The organism is Candidatus Fusobacterium pullicola, assembly GCA_018883725.1.
Taxonomy (GTDB): domain Bacteria; phylum Fusobacteriota; class Fusobacteriia; order Fusobacteriales; family Fusobacteriaceae; genus Fusobacterium_A; species Fusobacterium_A pullicola.
In genome coordinates this window covers 14,955-34,349 of sequence record JAHLFN010000068.1, presented here as the reverse complement: position 1 = coordinate 34,349, position 19,395 = coordinate 14,955, and the positions used below count along the sequence as shown (strand labels likewise).

16 protein-coding genes are annotated in these 19,395 nt (G+C 30.4%); all 16 read right to left on the bottom strand.

All coding sequences use genetic code 11. The features are described from left to right. Position 1: 1 nt before the first annotated feature. Positions 2 to 1,117, bottom strand: a complete 1,116-nt coding sequence (gene yqeH / locus IAA47_07370; GenBank protein ID MBU3842784.1) for a ribosome biogenesis GTPase YqeH — start codon at positions 1,115 to 1,117, stop codon at positions 2 to 4. 17 nt (positions 1,118 to 1,134) lie between these two features. Further along, positions 1,135 to 1,665, bottom strand: coding sequence for an ATP-dependent protease subunit HslV (gene hslV / locus IAA47_07365; protein MBU3842783.1), 531 nt, complete (start codon positions 1,663 to 1,665; stop codon positions 1,135 to 1,137). Between the two features lie 23 nt (positions 1,666 to 1,688). Continuing rightward, positions 1,689 to 2,558 carry a tyrosine-type recombinase/integrase gene (locus IAA47_07360; protein MBU3842782.1) on the bottom strand — a complete coding sequence of 290 codons (870 nt, stop codon included), beginning with the start codon at positions 2,556 to 2,558 and terminating at the stop codon, positions 1,689 to 1,691. 54 nt (positions 2,559 to 2,612) lie between these two features. Then, complete coding sequence (trmFO, locus tag IAA47_07355) at positions 2,613 to 3,926, bottom strand: methylenetetrahydrofolate--tRNA-(uracil(54)-C(5))-methyltransferase (FADH(2)-oxidizing) TrmFO (protein ID MBU3842781.1); 1,314 nt, start codon at positions 3,924 to 3,926, stop codon at positions 2,613 to 2,615. Between the two features lie 10 nt (positions 3,927 to 3,936). Continuing rightward, on the bottom strand, positions 3,937 to 6,207 hold the full coding sequence (topA, locus tag IAA47_07350) for a type I DNA topoisomerase (protein MBU3842780.1): 2,271 nt from the start codon (positions 6,205 to 6,207) through the stop codon (positions 3,937 to 3,939). A gap of 79 nt (positions 6,208 to 6,286) precedes the next feature. Continuing rightward, entirely contained in the window at positions 6,287 to 7,348 is a 1,062-nt protein-coding gene (gene dprA / locus IAA47_07345) for a DNA-processing protein DprA (protein MBU3842779.1), read from the bottom strand. A 48-nt stretch (positions 7,349 to 7,396) separates the two neighbouring features. Continuing rightward, positions 7,397 to 8,092, bottom strand: coding sequence for a tetratricopeptide repeat protein (locus IAA47_07340; protein ID MBU3842778.1), 696 nt, complete (start codon positions 8,090 to 8,092; stop codon positions 7,397 to 7,399). A gap of 18 nt (positions 8,093 to 8,110) precedes the next feature. Then, positions 8,111 to 9,319, bottom strand: coding sequence for an exodeoxyribonuclease VII large subunit (gene xseA / locus IAA47_07335; protein MBU3842777.1), 1,209 nt, complete (start codon positions 9,317 to 9,319; stop codon positions 8,111 to 8,113). A 12-nt stretch (positions 9,320 to 9,331) separates the two neighbouring features. Continuing rightward, positions 9,332 to 11,314 (bottom strand): excinuclease ABC subunit UvrB, encoded by a 1,983-nt coding sequence (gene uvrB, locus IAA47_07330; GenBank protein MBU3842776.1) that lies wholly within the window; start codon positions 11,312 to 11,314, stop codon positions 9,332 to 9,334. Positions 11,315 to 11,472: 158 nt separating this feature from the next. Continuing rightward, a complete protein-coding gene (locus IAA47_07325) occupies positions 11,473 to 12,624 on the bottom strand; it encodes a YibE/F family protein (GenBank protein MBU3842775.1) in 1,152 nt (383 codons plus the stop codon). Between the two features lie 19 nt (positions 12,625 to 12,643). Continuing rightward, entirely contained in the window at positions 12,644 to 14,023 is a 1,380-nt protein-coding gene (locus IAA47_07320; GenBank protein ID MBU3842774.1) for an alkaline phosphatase, read from the bottom strand. 212 nt (positions 14,024 to 14,235) lie between these two features. After that, entirely contained in the window at positions 14,236 to 15,660 is a 1,425-nt protein-coding gene (locus IAA47_07315; GenBank protein ID MBU3842773.1) for a glycoside hydrolase family 1 protein, read from the bottom strand. An 18-nt stretch (positions 15,661 to 15,678) separates the two neighbouring features. Continuing rightward, the gene (locus IAA47_07310) at positions 15,679 to 17,049 is read right to left on the bottom strand and encodes a PTS transporter subunit EIIC (protein ID MBU3842772.1); all 1,371 of its coding nucleotides are present in this window, start codon (positions 17,047 to 17,049) and stop codon (positions 15,679 to 15,681) included. Between the two features lie 195 nt (positions 17,050 to 17,244). After that, positions 17,245 to 17,670 carry an ankyrin repeat domain-containing protein gene (locus IAA47_07305; GenBank protein ID MBU3842771.1) on the bottom strand — a complete coding sequence of 142 codons (426 nt, stop codon included), beginning with the start codon at positions 17,668 to 17,670 and terminating at the stop codon, positions 17,245 to 17,247. 78 nt (positions 17,671 to 17,748) lie between these two features. Continuing rightward, positions 17,749 to 18,429, bottom strand: a complete 681-nt coding sequence (locus IAA47_07300) for a methyltransferase (protein MBU3842770.1) — start codon at positions 18,427 to 18,429, stop codon at positions 17,749 to 17,751. Between the two features lie 2 nt (positions 18,430 to 18,431). Beyond that, positions 18,432 to 19,355: a stage 0 sporulation family protein gene (locus tag IAA47_07295; protein ID MBU3842769.1), complete on the bottom strand. Its 924-nt coding sequence runs from the start codon at positions 19,353 to 19,355 to the stop codon at positions 18,432 to 18,434. Between the last annotated feature and the right edge of the window lie 40 nt (positions 19,356 to 19,395).

Sequence of the window (19,395 nt, the reverse complement as noted above, 5' to 3'; positions counted from 1 at the left end):
ACTATCTTCTTGGCTTGATAAAAGCATCTCTTATAACTATACCAGCTTCTTTTGGTGCTGTTATCTCTATATCTAAAGGTCCTCTTTTTACAGATATCCATCCAAGTCCTTTAAATACAAGCTCTTCTCCTGTTTTTACTGTAATTTTATGTTTTACTTTTTCTAAACTTCTGTATCTATCTCTACACTCTTCACAAGGTGGTGTCAATAAATCTCCTCTATCTGCCTTTAAAAGCTCTTTTAACTTCTCTTCATTTGTTTCATGGAAAGTTACATCTTTAGCTGCATATAATGAGAAAATTGGTTTTGTCTCATCATTATTTAAAACCTTAAACCATAATAATTCACCAATAATTAAAGCTCTTCCCTTTGACATTTTGAAAGTTTTTCTAGATATCTCATTTGCAGGTATCATCTTTAAGTTACAATTTTCACAGACTAAATCTGATATTCTTCCTTCTGGAATTAATCCAGGAGTATCAATCAATGTTATCTTAGTATGAGGAATTTGATTTCTTACACTTTTTAATGTTGTTCCAGGGTATTTAGAAACTGTTACTTTTTTTAATCCAAGTAATCTATTTACAATACTTGATTTTCCAACATTTGTTACTCCCAAAACTAAGGCTTCTACCCCTTCTGGATAAAAATGCTTTATTTTCTTAAATATTCCATTTATTCCATATCCATTTTTACTACTTACTATAGCTATATCTAATGGAGCTATTCCTTCTTCTGCTAATCTTGTTTTTACCCAATTTGCAACCTCTGAAGGATGTTTCTCATCTGGAATAAGATCTAACTTATTAATTACAACTATTGAATCCATTTCTCTTAAAACATCTAATATCTCATCGTCAAATGATCCTTCAAAATCAATAATATCAAATACAGCTATTGCAACTTGTGCATTATTCATTTCCTCTTGTACTACTCTTCTATAGTCATCTCTAGTAAGTCTTACAGGCATATACTTCCCATAATTTTTTATTTTAAAACATCTTTGACAATAATGCTCTCCAGCTTCCTCTAACTTTGCTGCTGGAAGATATCCATTTTTCTCTGGGTAATCACTTTGTAATTCTATTCCACACCCTATACAAATTTTCTTACTCATAGCATCTTCTCCTCTATTTAAATTACATCATAAGTAATATTTGAATTTGTGTAAATACACATTTCTCCAGCAATAGCCATAGCACCAATTGCTATCTCCTCAACAGGCATCTCTTTTCCATATAAAATCATTGCCCTCGCAGCTGCATAGGCATAGCTTCCACCACTTCCTATAGCTGCAACATCTCCATCCGGTTCTATTACATCTCCATTTCCTGAAAGAACTAAAATTGTATTTTTATCTGCTACTATTAACATAGCATCTAAAACTCTTAATGCTTTATCATTTCTCCATTCTTTAGCTAGTTCTACTGCTGACTTTTTCAGATTTCCACCAAATTCATCTAATTTACTTTCAAATTTATCCATAAGAGCAAAAGCATCAGCTGCTGCTCCTGCAAATCCAGCCATTATCTCATACTTTTCTATTTTTCTTATCTTTTTAGCATTGCTTTTAAATACTACTTCTCCAAAAGTCACTTGACCATCTCCAGCCATAGCAACTCTTCCATCTTTCTTTACAGCAACTATAGTAGTAGCTTTTATCATATCTCTCTCCTCATTGCTTCATACTAAACTTTTATCTTAACTAATTCTTGATATATTTTTGTACTTTCTAATGTTACATGTCCCATCAGCTCTTTTAGATACAGTATATCCATTCCATTAGATAGCATATGAACAGCAAATGTATGTCTAAAGCTATATGGACTGATCTCTCTCTCTATTCCAGCTTTTAAAGCATATCTATCAATTATTCTACGTAGTGATCTATCACTTAATCTCGTTGCTGATCCATTTACAAATAATATATCAGGATTATATCTATCTTTATATTTCTCTTTTTTAGACTCTACATATTTTTTAAAAAACTCTCTTGTTCTTTCACTAAAAAATACTACTCTTCTATTTTTTCCATTAGCTACATAGAGTTCTCTTCTATCTAAATCAAATACACTTTCTCCAACTCCTAACATCTCATTTGAAGTTATTCCGCTAGAATAAAGTAGCTCTAATATCAATCTGTCTCTTAATCCATTTGTATTTTTTAAAGATATAGCTTCTCTTAATCTATTTATCTCTTCTATTGATAATATATCTGGTTTTTCTACATAAAAGCTTGGAGATGCTATTACCTCTATTGGACTTTGATTTATTAGTTTATTCTTTACAAGATATTTGAAGAAAGAACGCATTGAAGATAGTTTTCTGTTTATCGTTCGTTTGGTAATTCCATCTTCTTGTAACTTTGCAAGAAAACTTCTTAACATTACTGAATCTATCTCCATACTATTCTCTATCTTCTCGGTGTCATAGAGATACTGGGCCATTTGATATAGATCTTTTTTCATCGATCTAACTGTATTTAAACTTTTATTCTCTCCAAATTCAGCTAAATATAGAAAATCTTTAATCTCTCTTTCTATATTTTTCTTCTCCATCGTTTACAAGACCACTCCACATTATATACTATTTTTCTAAATATTGCAATTTTTTTATTTTATCTCATCTAGTTTTGTTTCTAAATATTCTAATGCTATTGCTGATATTTTACTATATTTCTCTTTTTTATCTCTTATTCTTTCATCTAAACTTCTTATTATTCCAAAGTTAGGTCCCATTGGTTGAAAATTCTTTTTATCTTCTGTTATATATTTTACCATTGCTCCTATAGCACTTCTATCATCTAGAATAAACGGTGTTTTTCCTTCCAATCTATGAGCTATATTAATAGCAGCCATCATTCCTGTAGCTATAGAAGATACATACCCTTCACTCCCTGTAATTTGTCCAGCAAAATAAACATTATCTTTTGTCTTTAGTTTTAGACTTTCATCTAACAATTGAGTTGAATTGATAAATGTATTTCTATGCATAACTCCATATCTTATAAATTCTGCATTTTCAAGCCCTGGTATCATAGAAAATACTCTTTTTTGCTCTCCCCATTTTAAGTTTGTTTGGAAGCCTACTAGATTATATAATTTCCCCTCTTTATCATCCTGTCTTAACTGAACAACAGCATAATCCATCTTATCAGTTTTAGGATTTATAAGTCCCTTTGGTTTTAGAGGTCCAAATACTAATGTTCTCTCTCCAGTCATTGCAATTCTCTCCACTGGCATACAGGCATCAAATATTTTTTCCTCTTCAAAAGCTTTTAGTGGTGCTCTTTCAGCAGTTATAAGAGCATTGTAAAAATTGTAATATTGCTCCTTATCCATTGGACAGTTAATATATTCTCCATCTCCTTTACCATAACGAGATTGACGATAAGCTATATCCATATTTATAGACTCCAATGTTACTATAGGTGCTGCTGCATCGTAGAAATATAGATAGTCACTATGTGTTATCTCTCCTATCTTCTTAGATAGTGCATCTGAAGTAAGTGGACCAGAAGCAATCAAAACAATTTTATCCTCTGGTATCTCAGTTAACTCTTCCTCTATTATCTCTATATTTTCCATATTTCTTAATTTATCTGTAATCTCTTGAGAAAAACCATCTCTATCAACAGCTAATGCTTGTCCAGCAGGTACTCTATTATTATCTGCACTTTTTATAACTAGAGAATCCATTCTTCTAAGTTCTTCCTTCATAAGACCAGAAGCATTTGCTAAGTTATCTGCTCCTAAAGAGTTACTACATACTAATTCAGCAAAATTTTCACTTTTATGAGCCTCGGTTTTCTTTACTTTTTTCATCTCGTAAAGCTTTACTTTTATTCCTCTTTTAGCTAATTGATAAGCCGCTTCACTCCCTGCAAGTCCTGCCCCTACTACTATTACATCCTTATTATATATCATTAATTGCTCCTTACTTTTTCTCTATTTTTCTTATATTTTTACACTCTGGATATCCTGTACAAGCTAGGAATTTCCCCCATCTTCCTCTTCCTATTTTAAATGGTCTTCCACACTTTTCACATACTCCAGCCTCTTTTAATATTTTTTCATCTTCATCTAGAAGTTTTCTCAATTCTGAATTAATTTGGACAACACCATCTTTTTCTATCACTTGATTATTAGCCAAAGCTTTCCTTATTTCAGGTGGCAACGGCATTCTCAAATTATCCTTAGCGTAATTTTCACTCTCAAGATAGCTTCCAAATCTTCCTGTTTTTAAAAGATAGATATCTCCATTTTCCGTTTTAACATCTGTTGGTTTTCCTTGTTTTGATTTTACAAGCTCTTCCACTCTATCTTTGACAAATATTTTACCATTTTTTATATCTTCTGCAGGAATCTCTATCCCTTTTAAGGATATTTTCTCTTGACATCCACTCTCATCATCTACATGTGGACAAGCTAAATATCTTCCAAATCTTCCTGTTTTTAATATCATATTTCCCTTTCCACAACTACACGGAACATCAGATTCAACTATTCTATTTGATTCCTCTTCAACTTTTTGAGCATACTTATCTATATATCTCTTTAACTCTCTATAGAAATCAGATAATAATTTTATCCAATCTTTTTCACCATCAGCTATTTCATCAAGCTCTGTTTCCATTTCAGCTGTGAACTTAACATTCATTATATTTGGGAAATTTTCATCTAAGGCTTCCTCTATTTCAAACCCTAACTCTGTAGGAATAAAACTTTTTCCCTCTATTTTTACATACTCTCTCTTTTTCAATGTCTCTATTATAGAAGCGTAGGTAGATGGTCTTCCAATCCCTTCAGCCTCAAGTTTTTTAACAAGTGAAGACTCTGTAAATCTTGAAGGTGGTTTTGTAAAGTCCTCTTTTATATGTAGCTTTTCAAGTTTACTCTTATCTCCAACTTTTATCTCTGGAAAATCACCAAGAGGTAAATCCTCATCTTCTTTAAATATTTTATAATACCCATCAAATATTATCTTATTTATCGTTCCTCTAAAATCAAATTTTTCATAGTTTGCTACAAGTTCAAACTGTTCATACTTCATAGGAGCTAGCTGTGATATTAAAAATCTATCCCAGATAAGCTTATACAACTTAATTTGATCTTTATCTAAGGAATTTTCTAAAATTTCTGGTGTAAGAGTTATATCTGTTGGACGAATTGCCTCATGAGCATCTTGAATTTTTTGCTTACTCTTACTCTCTTTTTTCACTCCTAAATACTCTTTTCCGAAATTTTCTAATATATAATTCTTAGCCATCTCTTGAGCATCTTCAGAAATTCTTGTAGAGTCTGTTCTCATATATGTTATAAGCCCTTTGTGTACCCCATTTACATCTATTCCTTCATATAATCCTTGAGCTATTCTCATAGTTTTTGAAGCAGAAAATCCTAAATAAGATGAGGCTAATTGTTGTAAAGTACTTGTTTTTAATGGCAGAGGTGAATTTTTAGTTTTCTTAGTTACTTTAGCCTCTACTATTGTAAATTCTTTTTTCTCAATTTTTTTTATCTCTTTTACTATATCCTCATCAGTTAATCTATCTATCTTTTTATTTTCTACTCTATATAGAGATAGTTTTAAATCATTAGTAAAATCTCCCTTTACTTCCCAAAATTTAACTGGTACAAATTTCTTTATCTCATGCTCTAAATCACAAATAAGTTTTAAAGCTACTGACTGAACTCTACCAGCACTCGTATTAGAAGCTACACTCTTCCAAAGAAGGGAACTAATTCCATATCCCACTAATCTGTCTAATATTCTTCTTGCTTGTTGAGCATTAACCTTATTCATATCTATCTTTCTTGGATGAGTAATAGAATCTTTTATTGCATGTTCAGTTATCTCATTAAACTCTATTCTATTATTATCATTTTCATCCAATTTTAAAGCATGTGCTATGTGCCAAGCTATAGCTTCTCCCTCTCTATCCGGATCGGAAGCAAGATAAACCTTATCAGATTTTTTAGCTAATGCTTTTAAATTTTTTATTACATCTCCCTTACCTTTTATTGTAGAGTATGAGGGAGTAAAATTATTTTCTATATCAACTCCTAATTTACTTTTAGGTAAATCTCTTACATGTCCAAAAGACGCTACTACTTGATATGTCTTTCCCAAGATTTTTTCAATGGTTTTAGCCTTTGCTGGTGACTCAACTATCACTAAGTTCTTTTTTTCTGCTGCTTTTGCCATTTTCTTCACCTCTGTTGTTTTCCTTGTCTCTTTTCCGTTTCATTCTACTAAATTCTCCAGAAAAAATCAATACTTCTATTTAAAATTTTCTCCTGTACTTTCCTCCAGCCACACTCACTACTACCTTTTTTACCTCCAAATCCATTAAAATAGATAGTATTTCACCTGCTTTCATAGAAGTTTCCTCTATTATTTCATCGAGATTTTTTTCTCTCTCTAAAACATTGTATATTTTTTTCTCATAATCTGTCAAATTTAATTTATCTCTACTATTAATTTTAATCTTATTCCAACCAAACTCATCTAAGATATCATCTACATTTGTTATTAATTTTGCACTTGAATTTTTTATTAAATTATTACACCCTTCTGAAGCTGGAGAAGAAATTTCTCCAGGAATAGCAAACACCTCTCTCCCCTCTTCTAGAGCTAGCTCTGCTGTTATTAAACTTCCACCTTTTGAACGACTCTCTATTACAACCACCCCTTGAGAAATCTCAACTATTATTCTATTTCTCATCGGAAAATTATACTGAAATGGTTCTGTACCTAAGGGATATTCACTCATAATTAACCCCTTTATCTCTATCAATTTCCATATTTTTTCATTTTCTTTGGGATAAACTACATCTAAGCCACTTCCTACTATAGCTATAGTTTTTCCTCCATACTCCAATGTTTTTTGATGACAGATACTATCTATACCTGTAGCTAATCCACTCACTGTGACAATATCATTCTCTACCAAATCTCTAACTAATTTATCACAAGTAATTCTTCCATAAGAAGTTGCTCTTCTAGTTCCAACTATAGCTATTTTTCTTTTGCTTAATAAAGTTATATCTCCACGATAATATAAAAATATAGGAGGTTTTGCTATATTTCTTAATTCCTCTGGATATCCTTCATCTCTTATAAATAGTAAAAAAACTCTCTGTTTTTTTAATTTTTCTAACTCACTCTCTAAATCAATATTTTTAGAAGCATATATTTTTTCTATTTCACTTTCATCTAAGTTACAATATTTTTTTAAATATACTTTATCTAACAAAAAAATGTCCTCATATTTTTCAAATTTTTTTATTATACTTCTAAAACTACTATCTTTTAATTTTACAACTACTAATCTATACCACTCCAAGATCCCACCCTCTTTTTTGTGATTTTTTATTCATATGTTGAATCTGTTTTAACTTTTTAGCTCTGCATAAACCCTAATTAACATATCTTTTATTACCTTAGAATTTGGATATCTATTTCTTGCTACTTCTAATACTTTTTTAGCCTCTTGGTAATTCTCTGTTACCATATAAAGATCTCCAAGTCCAGTATATACAGCTTCATCTTTTTTATATTCCATATATTTTTTAAAATCTTCTATAGCTTCTGAATAATTTTTTATATTTCTATTGACTATTCCTCTTCCTAAATATGACTCATAAAAATCTGGTGCCATATTTATTGCTTGAGTATATAACTTTAATGATTTATCATACTCACTTAGAAATCTAGCTGTTGTAGCAGCTCCAAATACATTTTTTAAGTTTGTATTATCTTGAGAAAAAACTTCATAAGCTTTCTCATATCTACCATCTTTAAAATAATAATCTCCTACTTTAAATAATTCTTCGCTATCTTGTTTGATATATTCCAAATATATATTGAATTCCTCTACATACTTTTTATAGTTTTTTTCTAAGTTTTCTTTATTTTTATCAAAAGATATCTTTTTATCTAATTCTTTTATTTTTTTCCACCTCAAAGCCATTTCTTGTTTTTTAGCCTCTATTTGAGCCTTCTCTTCTGAATTTTCATTCCAAAATAATAACCCTTCTCCATATACTAAACTTGTAATTAATATAAATACTCCCAATATTCTTTTCATTAACTTCTCCTTATCCTCTTAATTCTTAACTATTTTTTCTACCTTACTTATAATTTTTCCATCATTAATTCTAACCTCTATCTCATCTCCTATATTGATATCAGATATAGTTTTTACCCCCATTCCCTCTTTAGTTACTACAGAATAACCTCTCTCTAATATTTTTAATGGATTTAAAGTAATTAGTCTCTGTATTTTATTTTCTAATTGATTTTTTTTAGTATTTAAATAGTAATCAATAGCTCTTAGTAATCTACTCTCTCTTTCCATTAGCAATCTATTTTTTTCCTCTATTAGTTTAGAGAAATTTTTTAGATAATAACTTTCCTTTCTGACTTCCAACTCCTTTTTTTTATTTGAAAGTATATTTTTCATTAGTGCCACAATATATCTTTCTCTATCTTCAAGACTTTCAAGCGTTTTTTTTCTCTCTGGCACTGAAATTTCTACTGCTTGAGTAGGAGTTGCCGCTCTTACATCTGCTACTAAATCTGTTAAAAGATTATCTATCTCATGCCCTACTGCAGATATTATTGGCTTTTTAGAGTTAAAAAATGCCATTGCTGTTTTCTCTTCATTGAAAGCCCATAAATCTTCAATACTTCCTCCACCTCTTCCAGCTATTATCAAATCAATTTCTGGAATTTCGTTTAATTTTTCTATACCTCTAACTATCTCATCACTAGCTCCACTACCTTGAACTTTAGCAGGATATACATATATATTTATAGTATTATCTCTTTTTTTTATGGTCTTTATTATATCTTGTACTGCTGCCCCAGTAATAGCTGTTACTACACCTATATTTCTTGGATATCTAGGTAACTCTTTCTTATATAAAGAGGAAAAATATCCCCTCTTTTCCATCATCTTTTTTAACTCTTCTAGCTTAGCAAACATATCCCCAAGTTTATTCTTTTTTTCTATATGTCTTACTAAAACTTGAAAATCACCCTTATTTTCATAAAAACCTACATCTCCAAATAGTTTTACTGAATCTCCATCTTTCAAATCCTCAGCTATTCTTTTGAATTTATATTTAAAAGCTACACATTTTATTTGAGCCTCATTATCTTTTAAGTTAAAATATAGGTGTCCACTCTTATAATAAGTAACCCCTGATAACTCTCCTTCTAAGAAAAATTCTCTCAGATTAGGATTTTCTTCTATATATCCCTTTATCATTCTGTTAAAATCACTTACTGTATAAGTTCTCTCTTCAAACATAACTCTCCTCTATTAAAACTCTAATAGTAATTTTTTTAATTTCATCATCTCATCTCTTTTTGTAATAGCATTTTCAAAATCTAACTCCTTTGAAAGCTTTGTAATCTCTTTTTGAAGTTTAGATATCTCTTTTTCAATATCCTCTTTTGAAGTGAATAACTTTTTCTCCCTCTCTTTTATCATATCTTCTGGTAAACCATAATCAAGGTTTATTATATCTTCACTTATCTCTCTTATTACAGTTTTAGGATCTATTCCATTATCTATATTATATTGATGTTGTATTTTCCTTCTTCTATTAGTCTCGTCAATAGCTTCTTTCATAGAATCTGTCATTATATCTCCATAAAGAATTACTCTCCCATCTACATTTCTAGCTGCTCTTCCTATTGTCTGCACTAAAGAACGTCTACTTCTTAAAAATCCCTCCTTATCAGCCTCTAAAATAGCAACTAAAGATACTTCTGGAATATCTAATCCCTCTCTAAGTAGATTTATTCCTACTAGAACATCAAATTCTCCCTTACGCAATCCTCTTATTATTTCTATTCTTTCTAAAGTATCAATATCTGAATGCATATATTTTACTCTGAGTCCAAAACCTAAGTAATACTCTGTTAATTCCTCAGCCATTTTTTTCGTTAGTGTTGTTACCAATACTCTCTGATTTTTTTCTACTCTTAATCTTATCTCTTCCATCAAATCATCAACTTGATTTTTAGTCTCCCTTACCTCTATAATAGGATCAAGTATACCTGTTGGGCGAATTAATTGTTCTGCTATATGACCGTTTGCCTCTTGTACCTCAAAATCTCCTGGTGTTGCTGAAACAAATACTGTTTGCCCAGTTATATTTCTAAACTCTTCAAATTTCAGTGGTCTATTATCAAGGGCAGCTTTTAATCTAAAACCATTTTCTACTAAGGCCTCTTTTCTAGCTCTATCTCCATTATACATTCCTCTTATCTGTGGTATTGAGATATGAGATTCGTCTATATATGTCACAAAATCTTTTGGAAAATACTCTAATAACGTATCTGGAGTTTCTCCTGGTTTTTTCCCAGATAAGTATCTTGAATAATTTTCTATTCCTTTACAATATCCTATCTCTCTTATCATCTCAATATCATATTCTGTTCTTTGCTTCAATCTTTGAGCTTCTAAAAGTTTTCCTTTATCTTCAAAAGCCTTTACCTCTTCTATTTTATCCTTTTGAATTTCACCTATTATTCTTTCTACATCTCCATCTTCAGTTAAATATTGAGTAGCTGGATATATCATTATTCTTTCTAAATTTTTTCTTATTTTCTGCCCTGTTAGAGTATTTATCTCGGAAATCTCCTCTAAATCTTCATCCCAAAACTCTAATCTATAACCTGTCTCCATATATGAAGGATATATATCTATTACATCTCCCTTTATTCTAAACTTTCCTCTTTCAAAAGCCATATCATTTCTCTCATATCTTATACTTATCAACCTTTGAATTAACTCTTTTCTCCCTATCCCAGTCTTTTTATCTATAGGAATAGTCATCTTCTTATATGTTTCAGCTGATCCTAATCCATATATAGCTGAAACTGATGCCACAATAATAACATCTCTTCTATTAATTAAGGCAGCTGTAGCTGCTTGTCTTAATTTCTCTATCTCATCATTAACAGATGAATCCTTCTCTATATAAGTGTCTGTTACAGCAATATAAGCTTCCGGTTGATAATAATCATAGTATGAAACGAAATACTCTACAGCATTCTCCGGAAAAAAACTTTTATACTCACTATAAAGTTGAGCTGCTAAAGTCTTATTTGGAGCTAATATCAAAGCTGGTCTATTTGTCTCTTTTATAATATTTGCTATTGTAAAAGTTTTTCCAGATCCCGTTACTCCCAATAACACTTGATCTGCTATTCCATCATTGATATTTTCAACAATTTTTTTTATCGCTTCTGGTTGATCTCCCATCGGAGTATATTTTGAATGTAGTTTAAACATTAAATCACCTATTTACATAATTAAAATTACACTTTCATTATAACATAATTTTTCTATATATAATATTTTTCTTTTGGCAAAATAAAAAGAAGAGTAAATATTACTAAAATAATCTCTATACTCTTCTTTAATTAAACTATTTTTCTTAGAATAAATTTTTATTTTAAAATCATATTGATAATTCTTTTTAGTTGAAAATTACTATTTATTTTTCTTACCTTCTCATCATCTAAAGAATATATTATTGCACCTATATATGTAGTCATTGGTGCTACCACAACTAATCCTATACTTCCTATTATTATCTTTATAATCTCAGAAGTAATCATTTTCATATTCAAGATCTGTAGCAATGTCATATCTCTTTCTAAAAAAAGTATTAATAAAGTTAAAAAGCCCCCAGAATAAGCCAATAAAAGAGTTGTAGTCATAGTTCCTATAACAGATCTCCCCACATTGAATCCAGATTTTATCAACTCTTTTCCATTCAAAGCTGGATTATGATATTTTAATTCCTCTATTGTTGCTGACATATCCATTGCTATATCCATAGCTGCCCCACTGGCACCAATCACAATAGCTGCATAAAATATCTTTAAAATATCCAATCTCATAGCACTTGAAAAAACAACACTTTGAGCAAAGGGCTGACTCATTCCATCTATTCTAAATATATCCCCAAATATAAATGTTAGACTTGCTGTTACAAACAGTCCAAACATTGTCCCCAAAAACGCTGTAAATCCTTTTCTTGTAAAACCTGCCACTAAAAAGATAATTAAAGCTGATAAAAAAATTAGAGTTAAAATTGTCACCAGAAAAATATTTTCTCCATTTTTTAAAGCTGGTATTAAAAATTCCCAAATTATTACTACACTTCCTATAAATGAAAGTAGAGATTGAAAGCCAACTTTTCTAGCATAAACTAATAATAATGTAACAAATAAAAGACCTAATCCTATAATTTTATCAACTCTCAATAAAGATAAAACTTTTCCAAACAACTCTCCATCCTTTTCCATTACATACATGAGGACCTTATCATTTCTTTGATAAAACTCATCATACTCCATACTACCATTTAATAGATTATTTATTTTTAATATTTTTCCTTTATTCTTTCCTGTAAGTATCTCAACTGTCAAAGCTTGACTCCCTACTTTAGAAACTCCTTGAACTATTGTATTACTATTATCAACTACTAAAACTCTCCCTATATTTTCTTTTTTAAAAATATACCCTTCTAGTTTTTTAGAAAAAACTAGAAGGGCTAGGAAGATTATAAATATAATAATCCCTATTTTTTTCAACTTAATTATCCCCCTGAGGTTATTTTATTTTCTTTCCCATACTTTCAGCTATTAATCTAGCTACATCTGTATTATCTTTAAATCCTGTAAACTTTTCTGAATCTACTCCTACAGCTGCTAAAGGTACTTGTATTCCAGTGTGAGCAAAAGTTGTCCATTGCATCCCTGCTCTCTCTGATACTATATGAGCTACAGCTATGGCTGTTGGACTATATCCTCCAAATTCATCTTTTGTATCTGCTCCACTATCCTCTATATCCATCGCTTTTAAGATACGCTCTTTCTCTTTAGCTGTTAAATTATTTAATCCCATATTTTTAGCTATATATTTGAAATATTCATCTCTATTTCCCTTATATGCTTTTTGTAAAGTATCCTCAACTGAAATTTTTACATCTTTTAAATTTTCTAAATTCATAAAATAGTTATTTCCGAATCCTAATCCCATACCACCTGTTTCATGGTCAGCTGCAATAACTATTAAAGTATCTTGTGGGTGTTTTTGATAAAATTCATATGCTGATTTTATTGCTTCATCAAAGGCTAGAGTATCATATATTGAACCTACAACATCTTGAGCATGAGAAGCGTGGTCTATTCTTCCACCCTCTACCATTATAAAGAATCCTTCCTCATCTTGTGATAATAACTCTATTCCCTTTTGTGTCATCTCACTTAAAGTAGGTAACTTATCATTTATATCATCTACAGTATATGGCATATGAGAGGCTCTAAAAGCTGCAAATACCTTTTCTCCATCCTTTGGAGTCCACTTTTCAAAAGCCTTTGTTGAATCTTCTCCTATAAATGTTTTATACCCTTTATTTTGAAACTCTTTTACTAGATCTCTATTATCTTTTCTTTTACTTGAAAGACCACTATCTTTTCCAACAAAGTGTCTATATCCTCCACCAGCAAAGTAATCTACATTACTATTTACATAATCCTCTGCTATTCCATTTTCATCATCTCTATCTAAGTTATGAGCTGCAAATACAGCTGGTGTTGCATGAGTTATTCTTGTTGTAGAAACAAGTCCTGTTGCCATACCTTTATCTTGTGCTAACTCTAATAACGTTTGAAGATTTTTTCCATTTACATCTTTAGCTATATATCCATTATTAGTTTTATATCCTGTTGCTAAAGCCGTTCCAGCAGCAGCCGAATCTGTTATTAATGTATCCGCTGAATATGTAGTTGTTATTCCTGCAAATGGTAGTGAGTTTAATAATAGTTTCTCATCTTTTTTTAACACACCTTTTTTAAACTCTTCAGCAATCTGTCTTTGTCCCGCTCCCATTCCATCTCCTATAAAATAGAATACATACTTAGCTTGAGCAAAACTTGTTGCCGCCATTAAAGCCATTCCTGCTAACATTACTTTCTTTCTACTTAACATCTTATCCCTCCAAAACTTTTTTACTTCTTTTTACACTTTAATTATATTTCTCTTATGTTAAAATAATATTTACTTTTTGTAAAAGATATGTAAAATTTTATATTCAATTCTATAATGATGAAATAAAAAAAGAGTTTTTCCAATGGTAATTATTCTCTCAATTACCAACTAAAGATAAAACTCTTTCTTTTTAATTAAATTTCTTTATATATTTATAACTCTTCTCCATTTGTCTCAATGACTTTTTGATACCAATAATAGCTATCTTTTTTTATACGTTTTAACTCTTTTATATCAAAGTCATCTCTGTCTACATAAACAAAACCATATCTCTTTTTAAAACCTTGATGTGAACTTAATAGATCCATAAAAGACCATGGACAGTAACCAAATAGTTCAACTCCATCTTCTATCGCCAATCTACACGCCTCTATATGTTGTCTTAAATAGTCAATTCTATAGTCATCATGAACTCTTCCATCTTCTGTTAGAGTATCAGCTGTACCAAATCCATTTTCTGTAATTATTAGAGGTAGACGATATTTTTGGTAATAATTATTTAAAACTAATCTTAAACCAGATGGATCTATCTGAGCTCCATATTCGCTAGCCTTTAAATTAGGATTTTTAAGGTGTTTAAAATATCCATACTGATTAAAATCAACCTCATTCATTATAGCTTCTCTCTCTCCTATTGAATGATTTTCATCAACTGGAAGATACTCTACACATAAAGTTCTATAGTAGTTAACAGCTATATAATCTATTTTAGCCCCTTTTAAAATCTCTTTATCTTCCCCTTCCATTTTAGGTACTATTCCACGCTCTTTTAAATAACGCATATAATATCCCGGATACTCACCATATATATGTATATCAAGAGCATACTCAGTTTTAAAATAATCATTCATCTTAGCTGCTAATACATCCTCTGGTTTATTAGTTGCTGGATATGAGCAAGTTGAAGAAACAGCTGGCCCTATCTTTCCATCTTTTACTATCTCATGGAAAGCTTTTACAGCTAAGGCATGTGCTAAGAACATATGATAATCCATTTGAGCTCTCATTCTATCTGCCTCTAATTTATCCTCTGTAACTATATTTACCCTTTCGTCCACTCTTACCATAAGATTTTGCTCATTATGAACTTGCCAATACTTTACTCTATTCCCAAAATTCTCAAAACATATCTTTGCATAACGTTCAAAGGCATATATACTCTCCCTTGCCTCCCACCCATTATACTTTTCAACTAAGGCATATGGTAAATCAAAATGATAAAGAGTTATCATAGGTATTATTCCATTTTCTAACAAATAATTTATAACATTATTATAGAACTCTATTCCTTTTAAATTTATTTCACCATCACCAGTAGGAATTATTCTTGCCCAAGATATAGAAAATCTATATACCTTCATTCCCAACTCTTTCATTAAATCTATATCACTTCTCCAATTATGATAAAAATCACTTGCAATTTTTGAATCAGCTTGCTTATGTGAACGTTTAAAAGAGTTGAAATCTGCTACTGTTTTTCCTTTTCCATCTTCATTCCATCCACCTTCTATCTGAAAGGCTGAAGATGATGCCCCCCATAAAAAATCCTTTGGAAACTTTACTCTCTCTCTTTTCATAAATCCTCCTCTATTTAATTAAATTCTACTTTTTTCCTCTATATCTTCAAATCCAAATATAATAGTCAAAATAGTTGCTCCAAAAAATGAAACCCCTATTCCTAATAGGTAAAACATAAATTTCTTTAATCCAAAAGCTGCATATGTGGCAAGTGTTAGAACCCCATTATTAGCAAAAGCATCTCCATAAACTCCAGCTGCTCCCATTATAGCTCCTCCTATTGCCCCTGATATAACAGCATATATCATCGGTCTTTTTAAACGAAGATTGCATCCATAGATAGCTGGTTCTGTTATTCCACAAAGTATTGCCGGTAAACTTGCTGAAGCTGCTATTGTTTTTAAATTTTTATTTTTTGTTTTTAACATTACTCCTAAAGCTGCTCCACCTTGTGAAAAATTAGCTGCTCCAGCAAATGCTAAAAGATTTTGTTGACCATATAGAGCAACATCATTTATTCCAATAGGTATCAAAGCTCTGTGTGCCCCAAATATTACAAATACACACCACATTCCTCCTATAAATCCCCCGCATAAGATAGGGCTTAAACTCATCATTCCTCTATAAGCAAAACTTATAAGATCTCCTATATAGATACCAATAGGTCCAAAGATTATGAATGTAGCTGGAACCATAATTAATAATGAAAATCCTGGTACTAAAATGATTTTTAAAACCTCTGGTATTATCTTCTCTAAAAATTTTTGTATATAGGATAAGATAAAAACACCTAATATTATTGGAATTACTGAAGATGTATAACTTGCCTTTGTAATCTCTATTCCAAACATAGATACACTATTTACTCCTGTCATTAGAGATATTATCATAGGATAACACATTGTTCCTCCTAAAGCCATAGCTACAAACTCATTAGCTTTAAAAACCTTAGAACTTGTATAAGCTAATATGATTGGCATAAAATAAAATATTGCATCTGTTGAAGCTAACATAATACTATATGTACTACTTGTCGTTATATCTCCACCTCTATTTGCTACTAATATCTTAGCCATAGTTAAGAATCCCTTTAGCAATCCAGAAGCTGCTATTGCTGGTACAATTGGAGTAAATATCGTTGAAATAGATATCAGTAGTTTATTCCAGATATTTTCTCTACTTTCCTTTTTTTGCTCTTTAGTAACATCTATTAATTCTAATAGTTTTTCATATACTTTACCTACCTTTGTTCCTATTACAATTTGAAACTGACCTCCACTTTCAACTACTGATATCACTCCTTCTAATTTCTCTATTCTTTTTTTATCAGCTTTTTCACTCTCTTTCAATGTAAATCTAAGCCTTGTAAAACAATGAGAAAAATTTATTATGTTCTCATTTCCTCCTACTGCTTCTAAAATATTCCTAGCTATAAGATTATAATTCATTCTTGACAACCTCCCTTTAATTTTTCAATAAAAAAAGGTCAAGCTAAAAACTTTGAAAATTTTTCAAAATCTATCTAACTCGACCTAAATATATCACTAGTGCCTTACTTTCTAACTCAGTTCTATCTTAACATATATCTCGAAAAAAGGCAAGTATTTTTGTCAACAATGATCATCTTTATCAACTTTGGATTATTAATCTTCTAATTTTCTGTGGTGTCCCATCTTTTCAAATCCAGCCCCTAAACCTTTATAGTCAGCTCCACTGTTTTCAATTGTTTTTAAAACACTATTTGCTTTAGAAGCTATTGCTAAATTTACAGCTGTTCTTTGATGATTATTTTTTATCTCTAAATCTCCACCAAACTCTAATAATAGCTCCATTATTTTTCCATAATTTTTTTGAGCGGCTATGTGAAGTGGAGTATTTCCTTCTTTATTTTTAGTATTAGGATCTGCTCCATTGTATAATAGGGCATCTACAAATTCGTACTTGTCCATATCCACACAGTGATGAAGAATTGTATTTTTTTTCTCATCTAACTCTTCAATTGCATCCATATCCAAATTCTCTTTAAATTTCTCTAAATCATTTTGTTCCACAAATCTTAAAAGTTCCATTTTTTTCTTTAATTTTTCTCCTTCTATTTTATTAAACAATTAAAAAATTTTATTTAGCTCTTTACTTTTCTTTACCCTTTAATAACCACTCTCCTCAAGGAAAAGAGGTGGTTCTATCTCCAACTGGAATTTTTTTCCCTTCCAAGCTTCAATTAAAACAAGATTTGAACTTCTCTCTTTAGAAAAATAAACAAATCTAACTCTCTTTAGAGAAAAACCATTCTCCTCTAAGATTCTTGATATCTCTGTAAATCTATAGCTTCTATGAACTAAGGTAAAACTTCCAATAGGTTTTAGAACTCTTTTAGCATTCTCTATTAATTCTTTCAGAGTTAACTTTATTTCATGTCTTGCTATAGCCTTACTATTCAAGTCATTTTGTTTCTTACCATCTGCTTTCATATAGGGTGGATTTGAAACTATATAATCAAAAGTATTTCCATATGGATACTCTTTGATATCTGCACTTTCTATTTTTATACTCTCTTCAAGTTGATTTAGCTCCATATTTCTTTTTGCTAAAGATACATTTTCCTCTTGAATATCAATACCAATAATATCTTTTCCTTTTCCTTTAGAATACAATAACACTGGTATTATTCCATTTCCTGTTCCAATATCTAAAATTTTTCCAATCTTATTAGAATGAAAAAAATCTGCTAATATGATAGCATCAACTGAAAATCTAAATCCATCTTTCTTTTGAATAAGTTTATAGTTATCTTTTAACAATGTTATATCTTCATCTTTATGTAACATAACTATTCCTTTTCTAGCTCCTTGTGTGCAAGCTCTTCAGCAGTTTTTTCATTTTTAAGCTTATTTGCTTCTTTTCTATTAAATCTTACCTCTTCGACACCAAACTTCATCATTCCCTTATTTTCAATATCTACAAAAAGATATCCATTTAGTGGACTAATACTTATTACTTTTCCCTCACCCTTTGGTGTTTTTACTAATTGGTTTACTGCTGGGTAATTTCTTAAAGCTTCTTCATATTGATGGTATTCATAATTTATACAACAAAGTAATCTTCCACAAACTCCAGAAATCTTTGCTGGATTTATTACCAACCCTTGATCTCTAGCCATTTTTATAGAAACAGAATCAAATTTATTTATAAAAGTTCTACAACAAAGCTCTTTTCCACAAACTCCTACAGTTCCTAAAATTCTAGCTTCATCTCTAACTCCTATCTGTCTTAATTCAATTCTTACTCTAAAAATATTAGCTAAATCCTTTACTAGATCTCTAAAGTCGATTCTTCCCTCAGCAGTGAAGTAGAATATAAGCTTTGTTTTATCAAAAGTATATTCAGTCTCTACTAACTTCATTGGTAATTTATGATGAGTTATTCTCTCTCTACAAACCTCTTTAGCTTTTAAAGAATCAGTTTTTATCTCTAAATATCTCTCTTCCTCTTCCTTACTAGCTCTTTTTAAAACAGGTTTTAAAGGTAATATAACTTGAGATTCTGGTAGCATTCTAGCTTCCCCATATACAACACCTATCTCTTTTCCTCTAACAGTATCTACTATTACCTTATCTCCCTTTTTATATACTTCATTATCTATAACTTCAAAATAATATCTTTTTTTAGTAACTTCAAACATAACACCTAAAACTTTATAAAATTTTGGTTCTTGGTTAATATTTTCAAGTTCTTCTCTATTTATCTCTTCCATTAACTCCTCCAAACTTTATTTCTGTCTATATCATCTTATC